This is a genomic window from Nonomuraea rosea (assembly GCF_039539705.1).
Lineage (GTDB): Bacteria > Actinomycetota > Actinomycetes > Streptosporangiales > Streptosporangiaceae > Nonomuraea > Nonomuraea rosea.
In genome coordinates this window covers 724,980-741,763 of record NZ_BAABDQ010000002.1, presented here as the reverse complement: position 1 = coordinate 741,763, position 16,784 = coordinate 724,980, and the positions used below count along the sequence as shown (strand labels likewise).

General features: G+C 70.7%; 19 protein-coding genes. 11 read left to right on the top strand and 8 right to left on the bottom strand.

Annotation, left to right across the window (positions count from 1 at the left end):
• The first annotated feature begins 63 nt into the window (after positions 1-63).
• Positions 64-486, top strand: a complete 423-nt coding sequence (locus tag ABEA43_RS07230) for a sterol carrier family protein (RefSeq protein ID WP_345559856.1) — start codon at positions 64-66, stop codon at positions 484-486.
• On the opposite strand, the gene ABEA43_RS07225 is transcribed toward ABEA43_RS07230, so the two are convergent.
• Positions 483-1,820 carry a DUF4190 domain-containing protein gene (locus tag ABEA43_RS07225; RefSeq protein ID WP_345559808.1) on the bottom strand — a complete coding sequence of 446 codons (1,338 nt, stop codon included), beginning with the start codon at positions 1,818-1,820 and terminating at the stop codon, positions 483-485. The genes ABEA43_RS07230 and ABEA43_RS07225 overlap by 4 nt on opposite strands.
• Before the next feature lie 142 nt (positions 1,821-1,962).
• Between ABEA43_RS07225 and ABEA43_RS07220 the strand changes: the two genes are divergently transcribed.
• From ABEA43_RS07220 to purM, 4 genes are all read left to right on the top strand, one after another.
• Positions 1,963-2,370, top strand: a complete 408-nt coding sequence (locus tag ABEA43_RS07220) for a MarR family winged helix-turn-helix transcriptional regulator (protein WP_345559807.1) — start codon at positions 1,963-1,965, stop codon at positions 2,368-2,370.
• Between the two features lie 91 nt (positions 2,371-2,461).
• Complete coding sequence (locus tag ABEA43_RS07215; RefSeq protein ID WP_345559806.1) at positions 2,462-3,208, top strand: SDR family NAD(P)-dependent oxidoreductase; 747 nt, start codon at positions 2,462-2,464, stop codon at positions 3,206-3,208.
• A gap of 50 nt (positions 3,209-3,258) precedes the next feature.
• Complete coding sequence (gene purF / locus ABEA43_RS07210; protein WP_345559805.1) at positions 3,259-4,695, top strand: amidophosphoribosyltransferase; 1,437 nt, start codon at positions 3,259-3,261, stop codon at positions 4,693-4,695.
• A gap of 56 nt (positions 4,696-4,751) precedes the next feature.
• Positions 4,752-5,717: a phosphoribosylformylglycinamidine cyclo-ligase gene (gene purM / locus ABEA43_RS07205; protein WP_425570196.1), complete on the top strand. Its 966-nt coding sequence runs from the start codon at positions 4,752-4,754 to the stop codon at positions 5,715-5,717.
• Positions 5,718-5,761: 44 nt separating this feature from the next.
• Here purM and ABEA43_RS07200 read toward each other — a convergent pair whose 3' ends face one another.
• The 3 genes from ABEA43_RS07200 to ABEA43_RS07190 form a co-directional block, all read right to left on the bottom strand.
• Positions 5,762-6,325: a CGNR zinc finger domain-containing protein gene (locus tag ABEA43_RS07200; protein WP_345559803.1), complete on the bottom strand. Its 564-nt coding sequence runs from the start codon at positions 6,323-6,325 to the stop codon at positions 5,762-5,764.
• Between the two features lie 247 nt (positions 6,326-6,572).
• Positions 6,573-6,806 carry a DUF3073 domain-containing protein gene (locus tag ABEA43_RS07195; protein ID WP_345559802.1) on the bottom strand — a complete coding sequence of 78 codons (234 nt, stop codon included), beginning with the start codon at positions 6,804-6,806 and terminating at the stop codon, positions 6,573-6,575.
• Positions 6,807-6,957: 151 nt separating this feature from the next.
• Positions 6,958-8,037 carry a Leu/Phe/Val dehydrogenase gene (locus ABEA43_RS07190; RefSeq protein ID WP_345559801.1) on the bottom strand — a complete coding sequence of 360 codons (1,080 nt, stop codon included), beginning with the start codon at positions 8,035-8,037 and terminating at the stop codon, positions 6,958-6,960.
• Positions 8,038-8,144: 107 nt separating this feature from the next.
• Here ABEA43_RS07190 and ABEA43_RS07185 point away from each other — a divergent pair, with 107 nt between their 5' ends.
• Positions 8,145-9,008: a DUF8083 family protein gene (locus ABEA43_RS07185; protein ID WP_345559800.1), complete on the top strand. Its 864-nt coding sequence runs from the start codon at positions 8,145-8,147 to the stop codon at positions 9,006-9,008.
• 323 nt (positions 9,009-9,331) lie between these two features.
• On the top strand, positions 9,332-9,535 hold the full coding sequence (bldC, locus tag ABEA43_RS07180) for a developmental transcriptional regulator BldC (protein WP_013133571.1): 204 nt from the start codon (positions 9,332-9,334) through the stop codon (positions 9,533-9,535).
• 164 nt (positions 9,536-9,699) lie between these two features.
• Here the strand turns inward: bldC and ABEA43_RS07175 are convergent, their stop codons facing one another.
• Positions 9,700-10,296 (bottom strand): TetR/AcrR family transcriptional regulator, encoded by a 597-nt coding sequence (locus ABEA43_RS07175; RefSeq protein ID WP_345559799.1) that lies wholly within the window; start codon positions 10,294-10,296, stop codon positions 9,700-9,702.
• A 221-nt stretch (positions 10,297-10,517) separates the two neighbouring features.
• Between ABEA43_RS07175 and ABEA43_RS07170 the strand changes: the two genes are divergently transcribed.
• The 4 genes from ABEA43_RS07170 (at position 10,518) to ABEA43_RS07155 (ending at position 14,452) form a co-directional block, all read left to right on the top strand.
• Entirely contained in the window at positions 10,518-11,570 is a 1,053-nt protein-coding gene (locus tag ABEA43_RS07170; protein WP_425570190.1) for a LacI family DNA-binding transcriptional regulator, read from the top strand.
• 120 nt (positions 11,571-11,690) lie between these two features.
• Positions 11,691-11,939, top strand: coding sequence for a hypothetical protein (locus tag ABEA43_RS07165; protein WP_345559797.1), 249 nt, complete (start codon positions 11,691-11,693; stop codon positions 11,937-11,939).
• A 90-nt stretch (positions 11,940-12,029) separates the two neighbouring features.
• Positions 12,030-12,863 (top strand): N-acetylmuramoyl-L-alanine amidase, encoded by an 834-nt coding sequence (locus ABEA43_RS07160; RefSeq protein WP_345559796.1) that lies wholly within the window; start codon positions 12,030-12,032, stop codon positions 12,861-12,863.
• Positions 12,860-14,452, top strand: a complete 1,593-nt coding sequence (locus ABEA43_RS07155; protein WP_345559795.1) for a beta-N-acetylhexosaminidase — start codon at positions 12,860-12,862, stop codon at positions 14,450-14,452. Before ABEA43_RS07160 ends, ABEA43_RS07155 begins: the two co-directional genes overlap by 4 nt.
• A 3-nt stretch (positions 14,453-14,455) precedes the next feature.
• On the opposite strand, the gene ABEA43_RS07150 is transcribed toward ABEA43_RS07155, so the two are convergent.
• Genes ABEA43_RS07150 through ABEA43_RS07140 form a run of 3 tightly spaced genes read right to left on the bottom strand, consistent with a single transcriptional unit; the run spans position 14,456 to position 16,759 of the window.
• On the bottom strand, positions 14,456-15,010 hold the full coding sequence (locus tag ABEA43_RS07150) for a GNAT family N-acetyltransferase (protein WP_345559794.1): 555 nt from the start codon (positions 15,008-15,010) through the stop codon (positions 14,456-14,458).
• 39 nt (positions 15,011-15,049) lie between these two features.
• Positions 15,050-16,102 (bottom strand): quinone-dependent dihydroorotate dehydrogenase, encoded by a 1,053-nt coding sequence (locus ABEA43_RS07145; protein WP_345559793.1) that lies wholly within the window; start codon positions 16,100-16,102, stop codon positions 15,050-15,052.
• 6 nt (positions 16,103-16,108) lie between these two features.
• Entirely contained in the window at positions 16,109-16,759 is a 651-nt protein-coding gene (locus ABEA43_RS07140; protein WP_345559792.1) for a response regulator, read from the bottom strand.
• Positions 16,760-16,784: the final 25 nt, after the last annotated feature.

The following is a 16,784-nucleotide window of genomic DNA, read 5'->3' as shown; positions in this document are numbered from 1 at the left end:
AACGACGACCTCCGTCTCGATGAACGCTTCCCGGGAGACAATGGTGAGGTGGCAGCACGCAAGATGGACCGGGAAAAGCTGAGGTCGGCTCTCGACGGCCAGCTCGTCGCCCTCGACGAGCCTTCCTACGACGGGCCCGAGTCGGCCCTGCCCGACGCGCTCGTGGCGGCCGTGCTGTCCGCGTACGACCGCGGGCTCACGCCGGAGCGCGACGCGGCCAGGCAGGCCGTGCGTCATCTGCTCGACCGGCTCGCCGCCGCCGCGCCTGGGCGCACGGTCGAGGTGCGGGTGCCGCCCTACGCGGCCGTCCAGGCCATCGCCGGGCCCCGCCACACGCGCGGCACCCCGCCGAACGTGGTCGAGATGGACGGGCGCACCTGGATCGAGCTGGCGCTCGGCCGGCTCACGTGGGCCGAGGCCATGGCGAAGGGCGCCGTCTCAGCGAGCGGCGCCCGTGCCGATCTGTCGGAGCATCTGCCGCTCTAGCGGCGGCCGCTCATCCAGGGGAATTTCGCCTCGAAGCAGCGGTCGGCGAGCTGTCCCGGCAGGTGGGCGCATTCCTGGACCACGTTCCAGAACCAGATGGCCACGATCGCGAACAGGACCAGCGAGAGCGCGCTGATCACGATGCCGGCGATGGCGCGGCCCTTGCCCGCGCGCTTGGCCAGCGCGACGCAGCCGAAGACGATCGACAGGATGGCGGTGATCAGCCCGGTGAAGCAGACGAACACCAGGAAGGGGCTCGCCACGCCGAGCACCAGGGACGCCGTGGCCAGGCCGCTGCCCGGTGGCCGCGCCGCGGGCTGGTAGGGGCCGCCGTAGGGGCCGCCCGTCTGCGGTGGCGGGCCGTATCCTGGCGGGCCGCCGTACGGGCTGGAGGGCGAGGTGCCCGGGATGGTCGGCTCCTGGTCGCGCGGGGTTGCGGGCGCGCCTTGGTACGGCGTGCCGGGACTGGCCTGGTACGGCTCGTTCCGGTACGGCGTGCCGGGCTCGCCCTCGCCGCCCTGGTACGACCGGGCCGGCTCGCCCCAGACGCCCGGGGCCGGGATCCTTTCGCCGGGCAGCGTCGTTTCGGCCGGCGGAGTCTCTTCGGGGCCTTCGCCCGGCGGGGTCCCTCCCTGTGGCGGGGTCCCTGCCCCGGGCGGCGTCCCCGCTCCCGGCGGTGTTCCCGCTCCGGGTGGCGCGAAGCTGGGCTGGTCGCCCTGCTCGTAGCGCGACGGGGTCTGCCTGGGCGGCGGCTCGTCCTCGGGCTGCGTGCCCTCCCAGCCGGGATATGACGGGGTGGCACCGGGAATCGGGAACACCTGGGTCGCCTCCGCGTCGCCACCTGTCGGTTGTGGGGTCTCCGGTGAGGTAGGCAGGTCCGGATGCCTGGGCTCACCGGTCGGCCTGGGCTCGTGGGTCGGCGGCACGTCGGGCCGCGGCACCACGGGCGGCGCGGGCACGATCGGCTCCTCCCCCTGTGACGGGGCCCGTGACGGCTCCTGTGAGGGGGCCCGTGACGGCTCCTGTGACGGCTCCTGAGGCTCGTACGAAGGCTCGCCCTGGGAGCCGCCGTGCGACTCGCCCTGGGAGCCGCCCTGGGACTCCCAGCGGGACTCGTCCTCCGCGTCGCCGGGAACACCCGGCTGCGGCTCGGGCGCGCGTTCGTTGCCCTCGCGGCCCTGAGGGCCCGCCGGCAGGTCCTCCTCCAGCGTGCCCTCGCTCCACCATTCAGGCGTGTGCTGCGCCGGCGCGTGGCCGGGCTCGCCCTCTTCTGTACGGCCTTGGCGCGGATCCTGCCCCGGGCGGGGCTCGTCCGGGTTCCCAGGTGTGCTCACGTCTGCGTCTCCCGACGGGTCTGCATGCCGGATACTTCACCCTTTCGCGGATGCCGTCCGTTAAACCGCGCGACACGGTAAGAGCGGCCCCATCCTTGGGTCACCATGCGCCAAAGCGGCAGGCGGCGGGCAAGATGAGTGCATGCTGGACGAGACCCTGACGTACGCGCTGATCAAGGTTGTGAAGTCGCACCGCAACCAGCTGGCCGCGGCGCTGGCGCCGCTCGGCCTGCACGTCGGTCAGGAGCTGCTGCTCAACCAGCTCTGGAAGCAGGACGGCCTCACCCAGGGCGAGCTCATCGCCAGGCTGGGCGTCGAGCCCCCGACCGTCACCAAGACCCTGCAGCGCCTGGAGCGCGCGGGCATCGTCTTCCGCGCCCCCGACCCCGACCGGCCGCGCGTCGGCCGCGTCCACCTCACCGACGTGGGCAAGGCGCTGCGCGAGCCGGTGGAGGCGATCTGGGCCACGATGGACGAAGACCTGCTGAGCGGCTTCGACGCCGCGGAACGCGACCTGCTCGCCCGCCTCCTGCGCTCCTTCCCCCGCTGACCCACCCGTTCACTGCAAGCGAAACCACCTTGCCCGCCGGGGCACTTCTAGAGTTAGCTGGCTAATTAGTCGGCTAATTACGGAGGAAACCATGCATGTACTGGTCACTGGCGGCTCGTCGGGCATAGGCGCCGCGACCGCGCTCGCCTACGCCGCGACCGGCGCCCGCGTCACGATCACGTACAACACGGGCGCGGACCGGGCGGCGGAGGTCGTCAAGCGGATCGAGGAGGCCGGCGGCGAGGCCGCGGCCGTACACCTGGATCTTGCGGACCATGAGACCATCGCGCCCGCCTCGGCCGCGGCGGGACCGGTGGACGCGCTCGTGGCGAACGCCGTCCGCTGGGGGAACCTGATGCCGGGCAGCGTCGCGTTCGAGGACGTGCCGGCGGCGGAGTGGTCGGCCGCCCTGCACGCCAACGTGGTCGGCAACGCCCTGCTCGTCCAGGCCGTGCTCCCCGGGATGCGGCGCGCGGGATGGGGCCGGATCGTGTTCGTCTCCTCCGGGATCGCCGAGGAGGGCGTGCCAGGTCCTGGGCCGTACGGGACCGCCAAGATGGCGCTGCACGGCATGGCCCGCGCCCTGGCCTGGGAGGCGGGCAAGGACGGCATCCTGGTCAACGTGGCCGTGGCCGGGCTCACCATCACCGGCGCCCAGCGGCCGATCCCGCAGGAGGTCCTGGACGGGCTCGCCGCCCGCACGCCCAGCCGCCGGCTCTCGACCGCGGAGGACATGGCGGCGTTGATCGTCTTCCTCGGCTCGGAGGCGAATCGCAACCTCACCGGAGAGATCATCCGCGACGGTTCGAATGCGGGCAGGTCAGCCCACGCCCTTTGATTCGCCCCCGGGTGCGCGAGCACGGAAGCCGTCAACCTAGACTGAGCCATGTGCTGAAGGGCGACGGCCGGCTCGGCCATGATCTGGACCCCCACGACCGCGCACCTAAAGACGCCTGTGGCGTCTTCGGCGTCTGGGCCCCAGGCGAGGAAGTTTCCAAACTCACCTACTACGGGCTGTACGCGTTGCAGCACCGCGGCCAAGAGTCCGCGGGCATCGCGGTCAGCGAGGGGAGCCGCATTCTCGTCTACAAGGACATGGGCCTGGTGGCCCAGGTCTTCGACGAGTCGGTGCTCGGCACGTTGCGCGGCCACCTGGCCGTCGGCCACTGCCGCTACTCCACGACCGGGTCGAGTGTGTGGGAGAACGCGCAGCCGACGCTCAGCTCCACCGACGTCGGTGGCCTCGCGCTGGCCCACAACGGCAACCTGATCAACACCCCGGAGCTGGCCCAGCGCCTGGCCCCGGGCTCCACCAGGGCGACCACCGACACCGAGGTGCTCACCACACTCCTGGCCCAAGACCGCACCCGCTCCATCGAAGACTCGGCCGCTGAGCTGCTTCCGCAGGTCAAGGGCGCCTATTCGCTGGTCTTCATGGACGAGAAGACGCTCTACGCCGCCCGCGACCCGCAGGGCATCCGCCCGATGGTCCTCGGCCGCCTGGAGCGCGGCTGGGTGGTGGCCTCGGAGACGGCCGCGCTCGACATCGTGGGCGCCACGTTCGTCCGCGAGATCGAGCCGGGCGAGCTCCTCACCATCGACGAGCGCGGCGTCAGGTCGCGCAGGTTCGCGCTGGCCGAGCCCAAGGGTTGCCTGTTCGAGTACGTCTACCTCGCCCGCCCCGACACCACCATCGCGGGGCGCGGCGTGCAGGTCACCAGGGTCGAGGTCGGCCGCGAGCTGGCCCGCGAGCACCCGGTGGACGCCGACCTGGTCATCCCCACCCCCGAGTCGGGCACCCCCGCCGCCGTCGGCTACGCCCAGGAGAGCGGGATCCCCTACGGGCAGGGGCTGGTGAAAAACTCCTACGTGGGCCGCACGTTCATCCAGCCCTCGCAGACCATCCGCCAGCTCGGCATCCGGCTCAAGCTCAACCCGCTGCGGGAGGTCGTCGAGGGCAAGCGCCTGGTCGTGGTGGACGACTCGATCGTGCGCGGCAACACGCAGCGCGCCATCGTCAAGATGCTGCGCGAGGCCGGGGCGCGCGAGGTGCACGTACGCATCTCCTCGCCGCCCGTGGCCTGGCCGTGCTTCTACGGCATCGACTTCGCCACCAGGGCGGAGCTGATCGCGGGCTCGCTGACGGTCGAGGAGATCCGGGCCTCGCTGGGCGCCGACTCCCTCGGCTACATCTCGCTGGAGGGCCTCACCAAGGCCACCACCATCCCCGGCGACCGCCTCTGCAGGGCCTGCTTCACCGGCACCTATCCCATCCCGATCGACCAGGACAACGTCGGCAAGTTCGTGTTGGAGACCAAGGCGTGAGCACCTATGAGGCGGCCGGAGTCGACATCGAGGCCGGCGAGCGCGCCGTCGCCCTGATGAAGGACAAGGTGGCGCGCTCGCGCCGGCCCGAGGTGGTGGACGACGCCAGCGGGTTCGCCGGCCTGTTCGACGCCTCGGCCCTGCTGCGCTTCAAGCGTCCGCTGCTCGCCTCCTCCACGGACGGCGTCGGCACCAAGGTCATGATCGCCCAGCAGTACGGCAAGCACGACACGATCGGCATCGACCTGGTCGGCATGGTCCTCGACGACCTCGTGGTGTGCGGCGCCGAGCCGCTGTTCATGACCGACTACATCGCCTGCGGCAAGGTCGTGCCCGAGCGCGTCGCCGAGATCGTCGGCGGCATCGCGGAGGGCTGCCGCCTGGCCGGGGCCGCGCTGGTGGGCGGCGAGACGGCCGAACACCCTGGGGCCATGGGAGCGGACGAATACGACCTCGCGGGGGCCGGCACCGGCGTCGTGGAGGCCGCCGACATGCTCGGGCCGTCCCGGGTCGCGGCCGGGGACGTGGTCCTGGGCCTGGCGTCCTCGGGCGTCCACTCCAACGGCTACTCGCTGGTGCGGCACGTGCTGCGCGGGGCCTCGCTGTCCCTCGACGCCGTGCTGCCCGAGCTGGGGCGGCCGCTCGGCGAGGAGCTGCTGGAGCCCACGCGCATCTACTCGCTCGACTGCCTGGAGCTGGCCCGCACGGTGGAGGTGCACGCCTTCGCGCACGTCACCGGCGGCGGGCTGGAGGGCAACCTGTCCAGGTCGTTGCCCGGCCACCTGGACGCGCTGCTGGACCGCGCGTCGTGGACCCCGCCCGCGATCTTCGGCGTGCTGGCGGGCTACGGCGAGATCGCCCAGCAGGACATGGACCGCACGTTCAACCTCGGGGTCGGGATGGTGGCCGTGGTGCCGCCGGAGTCGGCCGACGCGGCGATCCGGCTGCTGGGCGGCCGGGGGCTGGACGCTTGGGCGCTGGGCGAGGTCGTCCCCGGTCGCGGCGAGGCCCGCTACCGGTGACCGGCGCTCAGGCCGTGGGCTTGTGGCCCTGGTAATACCGGTGCTCAGGCCGTGGGCTTGTGGCGCTGGTAATAGCGGGCCACGCGGATCCGGTTGCCGCAGAGCTCGGGTGAGCACCAGCGGCGCCGGGGATGCGCGGGCAGGAAGAGCGTCCGGCACTGCGGGGCCTCGCACTGGCGCACCTTGCCCACGCCCGGGTCGGTGAGCAGGGCCAGGGCGGCCTCGGCCAGCTGGGTGAGCAGGCGCTCCAGGTCGCTGCCGTCCCTGCGGGTGCCGCCCACCAGGACCGCGCCCCTGGCCTCCAGGTACGCGTAGGGCGGCGCGACCCTGAGCGCCTCGTTGAGCGCGGCGAGCGCCTCAGGCGGCGCCGGCACGGCCTGGCGTACCGCGTCCAGGGCCGTCTCCACGTGACCGCGCAGCTCGCGGAGGGCGGCCAGATCGCGGGCGGTGAGCGGGCGCCCGGGCGCGCCGAGGCGGCCTGACTGCTTCACCAGCCAGGGCTGGAACGTGCCGGGCGTGGCGAGCACGTCGTATTCCGCCCCTGAGGGGGTGCGGGCGCGCGTGTTCACCAGATCCAGCGCTAAGGGCTCTCCCGTCAGTAACTCCATGGCCCTAACGGTACATCCCACGATTGCGGCATTAGGTGCGTTTCGCACTGGAGCCCAGCTCGCACGCCTGCGCGCGCGACGCCGAGGTACGCGTGCGCGCTCGACGAGAAGCCGCCCGAGATCACGGCTCTTCACGAAAAAGCCGTGCACGTGACGAAAGCCCCACGGTTGCCCGTGGGGCCCGACGATCGTGAACGAGGAGCCGGCGCAGGCACCGGGCCCTCGGCCACATCAACCAGGAGAGCGGCTATCGACGGCCGGATGTGCTGCCATCGTCGTCGTCTCCCGTGCCATAGTCATCGGCGTAATCCGCATAGCGATCCGCCAGCCCATCGTTGAGGTCGTCGGCATCGTCCTCAAGGCGGCCGGGGTCTCCGACCCCGAGCTCGTCGCGAAGACGTTCAAGATCCGTGCCACCGCTGTTGTACTTCAGCTGGCGAGCAACCTTGACCTGCTTGGCCTTTGCTCGGCCGCGCCCCATTGGCTCGACCCCCTCGTGTGGGGTCGTCCCCGACCCCTCGTCGCTAACGCACCACACACCGACGCCGCCTGACTTTGGGCGTCAGCCTATCGTTCGCCTATTACCGTACCTGTTTTGTGCCCAGCTCGGTACGTCGTATGGGCGCGGGGCGTCAGTGGCCCAGCCAAATGGCCCGAATCCGCCCGACTTCCGACATTCTGCGCTCGGCCAGCCTATCTGCTGCGACGGCCGGAGGAACGCCCTCGTCAGCGGCGATTCCGAAGATCTTCAGAGTCGTGTCGTAGATCTGGGCCGCCTTGGCCCTGGCTCGTTCCATGTCGAAACCGCCGATCTCGTCGGCCACCTGGATCACGCCGCCGGAATTGACCACATAGTCGGGCGCGTACAGGATCCCGCGCTCGGCGAGTTGCTTCTCGACCCCGGTGTGGGCGAGCTGGTTGTTGGCCGCGCCGCAGACGATTTTCGCTCTCAGCGTGGCGGCCGTCGTGTCGTCGAGAGCGCCGCCCAGGGCACAGGGGGCGAACACGTCGATGTCAGCGGAAGTCAGCGCCCGCGCGTCGGCCACCACGTCCACCTCCGGATGGCGCAGGCGTACGCGGTCCACCGCCCGGGGATCGACGTCGCAGATCACGACCTCGGCGCCGTCTTCGCGCAGGAGCTCGACCAGGCGGTGGCCCACCTTGCCGACCCCCTCGACGCCGACTCTCCTGCCGTGCAGCGACGGCGTGCCGAAGACCCGCTCGGCCGAGGCCCGCATGCCCTGGAACACGCCGAACGACGTCAGGATGGACGAATCGCCCGCCCCGCCGTTGGCCAGCGTGCGCCCGGTCACGAAGCGTGACTCGCGGCCGACGACGTCCATGTCCTCGCTGTAGGTGCCCACGTCGCAGGCGGTGATGTAGCGCCCGCCGAGCGACTGCACGAACCTGCCGTAGGCGCGCAGCAGCGCCTCGCTCTTGTCGCGGGCCGGGTCGCCGATGATGACGGCCTTGCCGCCGCCCAGGTCGAGGCCGGCCAGCGCGTTCTTGTAGGCCATGCCCTTGGCCAGGTTGAGCACGTCGGCTAGGGCCGCCTGCTCGCTCTCGTACGGATAGAAACGGGTGCCGCCCAGCGCCGGCCCCAGGGCCGTGTTGTGGATGGCGATGATGGCGCGCAGGCCGCTCTGCTCGTCTGCGCAGAACACGACTTGCTCGTGGACGTCCTTGTGGGACGCTCCGAAGACGTCGGTCACGGTAGTGACTCCCTGTCCGGTCGGCCGCACCTTTGCGGCGGAGATCACGTCACAGCGTAGTAAGCCACAACGGTGCATGCAGGTGCTCTTCGTGACACGATGCCTCCGTGCTGCCCTATGCCGCCTACCTCCGCGTCTATGAGCCACTGACCGCGTTCGCCGAGTCCGAGCGCAAGGTGTGGGCCGATTACGCCGACTCCCGTGACCGCCCGCGCCGCGCGAACGCGCTCAATGCGGAGCACGGCGAGTCCGTCATGCGCCTCCTCGGCATGCCCCCTCAACCCGTTCCCGCCCAGGAGAGCCCCAACGCCTATCTGCGGCGTGTTGAGGATCGCCTGTACGTGTGTCCCTGGCAAACCCGATTGCGCTCGTGGCTGGCCTTCTCAAGGCTTCGTGGCACCACTCCCGTCAAGGTGATGGATCATCTCGTGCCCAAGGCCGTCGCCGAGCAGACCGCCGACGACTTCGACAAGTTCAAGCGGAAGGCCGGTTCGTCCGCGTTGCGCACGCACATTCGCACCACGGCGTGGCATGTGCCGCCATCGTGGTTCGTGCCGTTTGATGGAAACGAGCGCTGGCTGGTGCTCGGCTCCTCCACTCCAGGACAGGATGTGACGACGGCTACCGGACGCAACCTCATCTACGTCACCTCCATGGCACAGGCCAGGAGGCGGGCCGCGCGGGCACTCAACGTGCTGCGCAGGCATCTGGGCGACGTGTCGTCCAACTTCGACGTGGAGGACGTCGCCAGGTGGCTGGAGGAGTTCCATCCGCACTCGCTGGTCGAGCTCGACTACGGCGGTCTCGTGCACCTCATGAACGACGACGCGCTGCAGGCCGACCAGTCCGTGGCGGAGCTCGCGGCGGCTCTGACGGGGCTGGACACGGGTCAAGAAGAACTTGCCTACGCCATGTACCAGAGGGTGATCCTCCGGTGGAAGTCAATGCAACAGTTGGAATCTGCCAACTGAACCCCAATACGGCCGTCTGACCTGCATGAGTAGGTCACGACTCGCGGCTGCTCTCTTTCGCGAACTGAGTAGTTTGCCGTTTTCACTGCGATACCACGAACCGTGTCGCTAGAATCACCGAGCGTGACATCGCCATGAGGGCGGGCAGTTGGGTCGAAGAAGGGGCTCGCCAATCGCTCTGCGTGGCGGTATGGTCACATCGGGTGATGCCGCATATGGCTCAGAAAAGCCGCACGCTCTGCGCCATAGGGGGACATCCGTGACACGCGCAAAAGCAGTCACAGGATCGCTAAGCCGGTCCACACGGAGGAGAGGCCGCACAAATGTCAGCTCGTACACCCGAGGCCGAGCCACTGCTCACGCCCGCTGAGGTCGCGACCATGTTCAGGGTCGACCCCAAGACCGTTACGCGGTGGGCCAAGGCGGGCAAGTTGACGTCGATTCGTACCCTCGGCGGTCATCGGCGTTACCGGGAGACCGAGGTCCGGGCACTGCTCGCGGGGATTCCGCAGCAGCGCTCGGAGTAGTCGGAGGGTCGTCACCGACCTCAGGGGGGTTGAAGGGGTGGACCAGGCGCACTGGGCCCGGTCCACCACTTGTGACGACGTGAAGTCGTGAGGGAAAGTTGGCGTCGCCCGCCCGGCGCCATCCTTCCCCTTCGTCATGCCGGTCGGCTCCCGCCGGCCGTCGGTTACGCCAGTTGCTCCAGCAGCCTGGCCACGTCGCGGTCGTAGGTCGCGGCGACGCCGAGCAGCGCGACCATGTGGTCGACGAGCATCTTCTCGAGTGTCGATCGCTCCACGTCGCGATGCTCCAGCCAGTCGAGGCCCGCCGTCTCCACGGAGGCGATCCACGACCGCAGGGTCGTGCGCAGCACCGGGCTGGGATCCTCGACGCGCATCTGCTTCTGGATGAGGCGGAAGAGCCGCCGGCGTACGCCGTCGACGATCTCGCCGACCTCGCCCGCCCTGTTGGCGGGGCCGCCGCGCAGCAGCGCGGCGAATCCGGCCGCGTGCTCCTCGACGAAGTCGAAATACCGCTTGAGCCCGGAGGCCAGCTCGTCGAGCGGCCTGCCGCCCTCATGGGGCCGCAGCCGGGACTCCAGCTGCTCCGCCGCGCTCTTCAGCGCGGCCACGTAGAGCTCCTGCTTGCCGCCGAAGTAGTGGTAGACCAGGGCCCGCGAAGCGCCGGCCGCCGAGGCCACGTCGTCGATCGAGACATCTTCCGCGTCGCGGGTGCTGAACAGCTCCAGGGCGGCCGCCATCAGCTCTTCCCGACGACGATCCACGCTGAGCCTGCGCCGTGCCGGCCGTGCCGTCTCGGCTGACTTCCCGGGTGTCACACCTGCACAGTATCCGACGGTGTAGCCGGTGGTTGACGTGTGACGATCCCGTCAGCGTCGCCCTTCTCGGGCGATCTGCTCAGTTGATCAGTTACAAACCCGTACCCTGCGGCTGACTCGATCGTTTGGTGAGACAGGTGCCCATTTCCGCATCGCGGGGGAGACACATGTCAGGACCGCCCGTCAACACTTCAACCATCGCTGAGCTCAGAGAGGTGGATGCAGCACTGCCTCGGCCCAGACCGACCATCCGCAACGTCGCCGAGCGAGCCGGCGTCTCGAAATCGCTGGTCTCTCTCGTGCTCCGCGGATCCCCGCACGTGAGCGAGCACCGGCGCCAGGCCGTGCTGCAGGCGGCCCGCGAGCTCGGCTACCGGCCGAACGCGGTCGCGAGAAGCCTGGTCGAAGGCCGGACACACCTGGTGGGCGCACTCGTCGCCGACCTGCACAACCCGTTCTACGCCGAGTTCCTCGACGGTCTGCAGGAAAGCCTGCACGGCGACGGCCTGCGCATGCTGATCGGGAACAGCCAGTGGGACCCGGCGTTCGAGGACGAGGCCGTGGAGGCCTTCCTTGAGCTCAGGGTCGACGGGCTGGTCCTGCTGGGCATCGCACCGACCAGCGAGACGCTGATCGAGGCCACCGCCTACACCCCGACCGTCGTCGTAGGGGAACGTGACATCGAGCTCGACGGCGTCGACATCGTGGTCGACGACGACCAGCTCGGCGCCCGCCTGGCCATCGACCACCTGGTCGAACGCGGCCACAAGCGGATCGCGCACATCGAGGGCGCCAGGTCCTCGCGCTGCGAGGGTTACCTCGTGGCGATGCGCAGGCACTCGCTGGCGCCGTACATCATGGTCGAGGCCGCGGAGTCGACGGAAGAGGGCGGCAGGGAGGCGGCGCTCGCGCTGCTGACCCGCGACCCGAGGCCCACGGCGATCTTCGCCGCCAACGACCTGGTGGGGCTGGGCGTGCTGTCCGCCGCAGCCGAGCTGGACCTGCGCGTGCCGGAGGACCTCTCGGTGATCGGCTACGACAACACCCATCTGTCGGCCTCTCGCCACATCTCGCTGACCTCCGTCGACCAGCCTCGCCGCGCCATGGGCAGGTCGGCGGCCGCGCTGCTCAGCGACCGGATCGGGGATCCCGCCAAGCTCGCGCGCCTGCGGGAGATCCGTCCCGAGCTGATCGTGCGGCGCAGCACGGGTCCCGCCTAAGAGAGCGCCAAACCTGAGTCAAGCCGTGAGGCGGCGCGGCCTCACGGCGGTTTACTCGTCAGGGTCATGCTAATTGTGGCCGGTTCGGTCCGGTCACGATCTGATCCGGGGGGAACAGTCATGCGTGATCCGGAACTGGTGTCGTGCGCGCAGCGCGCCGCAGCCGAGCTAGAGCGCGCTTGGGGGCACTGGCGAGCGAACAGGGGACGGGGCACCGACGGCGGCGCAGAGTCCGTCGCCAGCTATGTCGCCCACTCGCTCGACCATCCGTGGGGCCGTCCCCGCGTCGTTCTCGGGCTCGACGCCGAGGACGCGCGGGAGCTGGCCGCCCTGCTCGAACGGCAGGAGGTCGGCGAGCACGTCTGGTGAGAGGCCCAGGTGAGGGCGTACGGCGCGGCGCACGCGCCGTACTTGGCATAAGACGGGCTTGAGCTCCTGCTTTGCCGTAAGTTGGATGGCATGCGTGCTCTACCCGCCTCAGTCCTCGCCGTCTGCGGCCTGATCGCCTCCGCGTGTGGCGGCACCGGCTCCGGTGACGCCGCGGCAGGTCAGGCCGCCCCTGCGACCTCGGCGGGGCAGGCGTCGGCGTCCAGCGCTCCCGCGCAGCAGCAGCAGGCGCCGCCGGAGGCCAAGCCGCTCGACGGCAAGGTCATCGTCATCGACCCCGGCCACAACGGCGGCAACTACCGCAACCCGAAGGCCATCAACCGCAAGGTCAACGTGCTGACCCAGTGGAAGGCCTGCGACACGACCGGCACGTCCACGAACAACGGCTACAGCGAAGCGGCCTTCACCTGGGACGTCTCCAACCGGCTGGTCAAGATCCTCGAACGCCGCGGCGCCACGGTCAAGCTGACCAGGCACGACAACGACAGCGTCGGCCCCTGCATCACCCAGCGGGCCGCGATCGGCAACAAGGCGGACGCCGACGCCGCGCTCTCCGTGCACGCCGACGGCTCCGCGCCGGCCAACCACGGCTTCCACGTCATCATGCCCAAGAAGATCAACGGGCCGGTCGACAAGGTCGTGGGCGCGTCCAGCAAGCTGGGGATCTCCATCCGCGACTCCTACGCCAAGGGCACCGGTCTCCCCTACTCCACCTACATCGGCCGCAAGGCGCTCGACTACCGCAGCGACCTCGGCGGGCTCAACCTGTCGACGGTGCCGAAGGTCTTCCTGGAGTCCGGCAACATGCGCAACGCCGCCGAGGCGGCCAAGTTCCGTGACCCCAAGTTCCGGCAGAAGATCGCGGTGGCGCTGGCGAACGGATTGCAGCACTATCTCGAAACATGATTCCTCGCCCCGCACTGCTCAGTGATCTTTCCGGCTCCTGCGAGCTGACCTCGGGCGCGACGGTGTCCGGCGATCTGGCCGACGCCGTACGCCTCGCGCTTCCCACACTCGACCTGCGTCCTGGCGATTCCGGTGACATCGACGTGCGCCGGGATCCCGCGCTCGGCGCGGAGGCCTACCGCTTGACGACCGGGTCGCGGGGCGTCGAGATCGTGGCCGGCGGGCGGGCCGGGGCGTTCTACGCGGCGCAGTCGCTGCACCAGCTGCTGCCCGACGCCTCCTACCGGTTCTCCGCCGGCTCGGCCTGGCCCGTTCCAGGGGTACGGATCGAGGACGCGCCCCGGTTCTCCTGGCGCGGGCTGCACCTGGACGTGGCGCGGCACTTCTTCCCCAAGCGGGAGGTCCTGCGCCTGATCGACCTCATGGCCATGCACAAGCTCAACCGCCTGCATCTGCACCTGGTGGACGACCAGGGCTGGCGGGTGGAGAGCAGGGCGTACCCGCTGCTGCACGAGGTCTCCTCGCACCGGCCGCGGACGGCGACCAACTACTACAAGGAGCCGGACGCCTACGACGATCTCCCGCACGGCGGCTACTACACGCTCGACGACCTGGCGGAGATCGGCGCCTACGCCCGCTCCCGCTGCGTCACGGTCGTCCCCGAGATCGACGTGCCGGGGCACGCGTCGGCGATCCTGGCGGCGTACCCGGCGCTCGGGGCCACCGGGGAGCGCTACGACGTGCTGGACCGCTGGGGCATCTCCCCCGCGATCCTGTCGCCGCTGCCGGCGACCGTCGAGTTCCTGACCACGATCTTCGACGAGGTCATCGGGGCGCTGGGCGAGACCCCTTACGTGCACATCGGCGGCGACGAGGTGGTCCTCGACCACTGGGCGGACTCGGCGGAGATCACCTCGTACCGTGACTCGCTCGGCCTGGCCACCACGAACGACCTGCAGGCGTGGTTCCTGCGGCGGCTCGCGGACGCGCTGGCCGAGCGCGGCTCCAGGGCCGTGGTGTGGGACGAGGCGTTCGTCAGCGGCGGGCTGCGGCAGGACACGCTGGTGATGCCGTGGCGGGGCATGGGCGTGGGCCGCCGCGCCGCCGCCGCCGGGCACGACGTGATCGCGACGCCGGTGTTCCCGCTGTACTTCGACTACGCGGAGGCGGCCTCGGCCGACGAGCCGATGGCGATCGGCGACGCGACCACGGTCGACGACGTGGCCGCGTTCAGTCCCGCCCCCGAGGACTGGGCCGAGGAGGAGCGCGACCGCGTGGTGGGCGTACAGGCGCAGCTCTGGACCGAGCGCGTCCCTGACGCGCGCACGGTGGACTACCGGCTGTGGCCGCGGGCCTGCGCGCTCGCCGAGGTGGCCTGGTCAGGTGCGGCCTGCGCGGACTTCAGCGGGCGGCTGCGCGAGCACCTGGGCCGGCTGGACGCGATCGGCGTGGAGTACCGGCCGCTCGCCGGGCCCCACCCCTGGCAGCGGCGGCGCCCGCACCGGCCGAGCGGCGTGCAGGTCAGGGACGTGATGGACCGCATCGACGCCATGACGCACTCCGCGGAGTCCACCAGGCCGAGCGTGTAGGGGTCAGAAGGCGGGCCGCTCGTTGAGCAGGCGCTGGAACATCCGGTGGTCCTGCCACCGGCCGTCGATCTCCAGATAGCGGGGGGCGATCCCGTACGGCTCGAACCCCGCCCTCGTCAGCACGGCCTGTGAGGCCTCGTTGTCGAGCAGGGTGCCGGCCGCCAGCCGGTGCAGGCGCAGGTCCTCGTCGGCGATCCGGCACACCGCCAGCACCGCCGTGGTGGCCAGCCCGCGGCCGGTGTAGCCGGCGTCCAGCCAGTAGCCGACGCGGGCGCTGAGCGACGGGCCGCGGACGATGTTGTTGAGCGTCAGGCGGCCCACGACGAGGTCGCCGTCGGCGAGGACCCACGGCAGCACCCGGCCCTGCGCCGTCTGCTCCGCCAGGTCCTTGAGCCGCTCGGCCTGACCCGCGGCGGTGAAGAAGTCCGCGGGCCTGCGCGGCTCCCAGCGCCGCAGGTGGTCACGGTTGCGGACATAGGCCTGCGCCAGGGCCTCCGCGTCCTGCTCCGTCACGGGTCGCAGGACGACTCCGTCGGTGAGCGACGTCTCTTTGATCACCGATCCCACGATAGGGGCTACCCGGCTCGTGATGCCGGGTCAGGCGGTGCGGCCGATGGCGTCGGCGATGGACTTGAGCCCGTGGCGGCGTACGCGGCGGGACAGCCCGCGGTGGATGCGCGAGGCCCACAGCGGGCCGCCGTAGATCCAGCCCGTGTAGCCCTGCACCAGCGTCGCGCCCGCGAGGATGCGCTCCCAGACGTCGTCCACGTCCTCCACCCCGCCCGCCGACACCAGCGTGAGGCGGTCGCCGGTCTTGGCGCGCAGGCGGCGCAGCACCTCCAGCGAGCGGGACTTGAGCGGCCGGCCCGACAGGCCGCCGGTCTCGCCGTCGTGCTTGATCGTGGTGTTGGTCGCGATGATCCCGTCGAGGCCCAGCTCGACCGCCAGGTCCGCGACGGCGTCGACGTCCTCGTCCGCGAGGTCGGGCGCGATCTTGACCAGCAGCGGCGTGCGGCGAGGCGTGCCGTCGGCGATCTCCTTGACCGCGGTGAGCAGCGGCCGCAGCAGCGAGACCGCCTGCAGGTTGCGCAGCCCCGGCGTGTTGGGCGAGCTGACGTTGACCACCAGGTAGTCGGCCAGCGGCGCGAGCGTCCTGGCACTGGCCACGTAGTCGGCCACGGCCTCGGACTCGGGCACGACCTTGGTCTTGCCGATGTTCACCCCGACCACGACGGGCACGCCCCTGGTACGGCGCAGCCTGCGGGCGGCGGCGACGGCCCCGGCGTTGTTGAAGCCCATCCTGTTGATCACCGCCCGCTCCCGCACCAGCCTGAACAGGCGCGGCCGGGGGTTGCCCGGCTGGGCGTGCGCGGTGATGGTGCCGACCTCGACGTGGCCGAAGCCGAGCGCGGCGATGCCCTCGGCACAGGCGGCGTCCTTGTCGAACCCGGCGGCCAGCCCGAGCGGCCCGGGGAAGTGCACCCCGAACGCGCTGACCCGCAGCGCCGGGTCGCGTGGCGCGAGCGCCCGGTGCAGCAGCCGCTTGAGCAGCGGGAGCCGCGCGAGGAGCGCGAGGGCGCTCACGGTCAGGTGGTGCACGGCCTCGGCGTCGAAACGCCGCAAGACCTGCATGAACACGAGGCGATACATCACGGGTCAGGCTACCAACCCGGCCTCGTGGGCGACGATCGCGGCCTGCACGCGGTTGCGTACGCCGAGCCGGGTGAGAATGGCGCTCACGTACGCCTTCACCGTGCCCTCCACGATGTGCATGTTTCGCGCGATCTCCGCGTTGGACAGCCCGGCGCCGACCAGGGCGAGCACCTCCCGCTCGCGCTCGGTGAGCACCCCGACCCGGTCGCGGGCGTGCGCGCCCTTGGCCATCCTGCCGCCGGAGAGCTGGGCGATGACCCGCTGGGCGACCTTGGGCGACAGGTAGGCGGCCCCGTCGGCCACCGCGTGGATCCCGGCGATGAGCTCGCGCGGATCGCCCGACTTGAGCAGGAACCCGCTGGCCCCGACGTCGAGCGCCTTGGCGATGTAGTCGTCCTCCCCGAATGTGGTGAGCATCACCACCGCCGTGCCGGGCGCGACCCTGCGCAGCTCGGCCGCCGCGCCCAGGCCGTCGAGCCTGGGCATGCGGATGTCGAGCAGCGCCACGTCCGGCCGGTGCGCGATGGCCAGGTCGACGGCCTGTCTGCCGTCGCCGGCCTCGGCCACCACCTCCAGCGACGGGTCGGAGGCGAGGATCGCGCGGACCCCCGCCCTGATCATGGCCTCGTCGTCGGCCAGGAGTATGCGGATCACGCCTTCTATCTTGGCCTCCTATATT

Excerpts from the sequence above, each read along its gene's own strand:
- ABEA43_RS07215 (WP_345559806.1), top strand. The coding sequence starts at position 2,462 with ATGCATGTACTGGTCACTGGCGGCTCGTCGGGCATAGGCGCCGCGACC.
- bldC (WP_013133571.1), top strand. The coding sequence starts at position 9,332 with ATGTCAGCTCGTACACCCGAGGCCGAGCCACTGCTCACGCCCGCTGAG.
- purM (WP_425570196.1), top strand. The coding sequence starts at position 4,752 with ATGAAGGACAAGGTGGCGCGCTCGCGCCGGCCCGAGGTGGTGGACGAC.
- ABEA43_RS07230 (WP_345559856.1), top strand. The coding sequence starts at position 64 with ATGGACCGGGAAAAGCTGAGGTCGGCTCTCGACGGCCAGCTCGTCGCC.
- ABEA43_RS07145 (WP_345559793.1), bottom strand. The coding sequence starts at position 16,102 with ATGTATCGCCTCGTGTTCATGCAGGTCTTGCGGCGTTTCGACGCCGAG.
- ABEA43_RS07155 (WP_345559795.1), top strand. The coding sequence starts at position 12,860 with ATGATTCCTCGCCCCGCACTGCTCAGTGATCTTTCCGGCTCCTGCGAG.
- ABEA43_RS07195 (WP_345559802.1), bottom strand. The coding sequence starts at position 6,806 with ATGGGGCGCGGCCGAGCAAAGGCCAAGCAGGTCAAGGTTGCTCGCCAG.
- ABEA43_RS07160 (WP_345559796.1), top strand. The coding sequence starts at position 12,030 with ATGCGTGCTCTACCCGCCTCAGTCCTCGCCGTCTGCGGCCTGATCGCC.
- ABEA43_RS07200 (WP_345559803.1), bottom strand. The coding sequence starts at position 6,325 with ATGGAGTTACTGACGGGAGAGCCCTTAGCGCTGGATCTGGTGAACACG.
- ABEA43_RS07220 (WP_345559807.1), top strand. The coding sequence starts at position 1,963 with ATGCTGGACGAGACCCTGACGTACGCGCTGATCAAGGTTGTGAAGTCG.
- ABEA43_RS07165 (WP_345559797.1), top strand. The coding sequence starts at position 11,691 with ATGCGTGATCCGGAACTGGTGTCGTGCGCGCAGCGCGCCGCAGCCGAG.
- ABEA43_RS07170 (WP_425570190.1), top strand. The coding sequence starts at position 10,518 with ATGTCAGGACCGCCCGTCAACACTTCAACCATCGCTGAGCTCAGAGAG.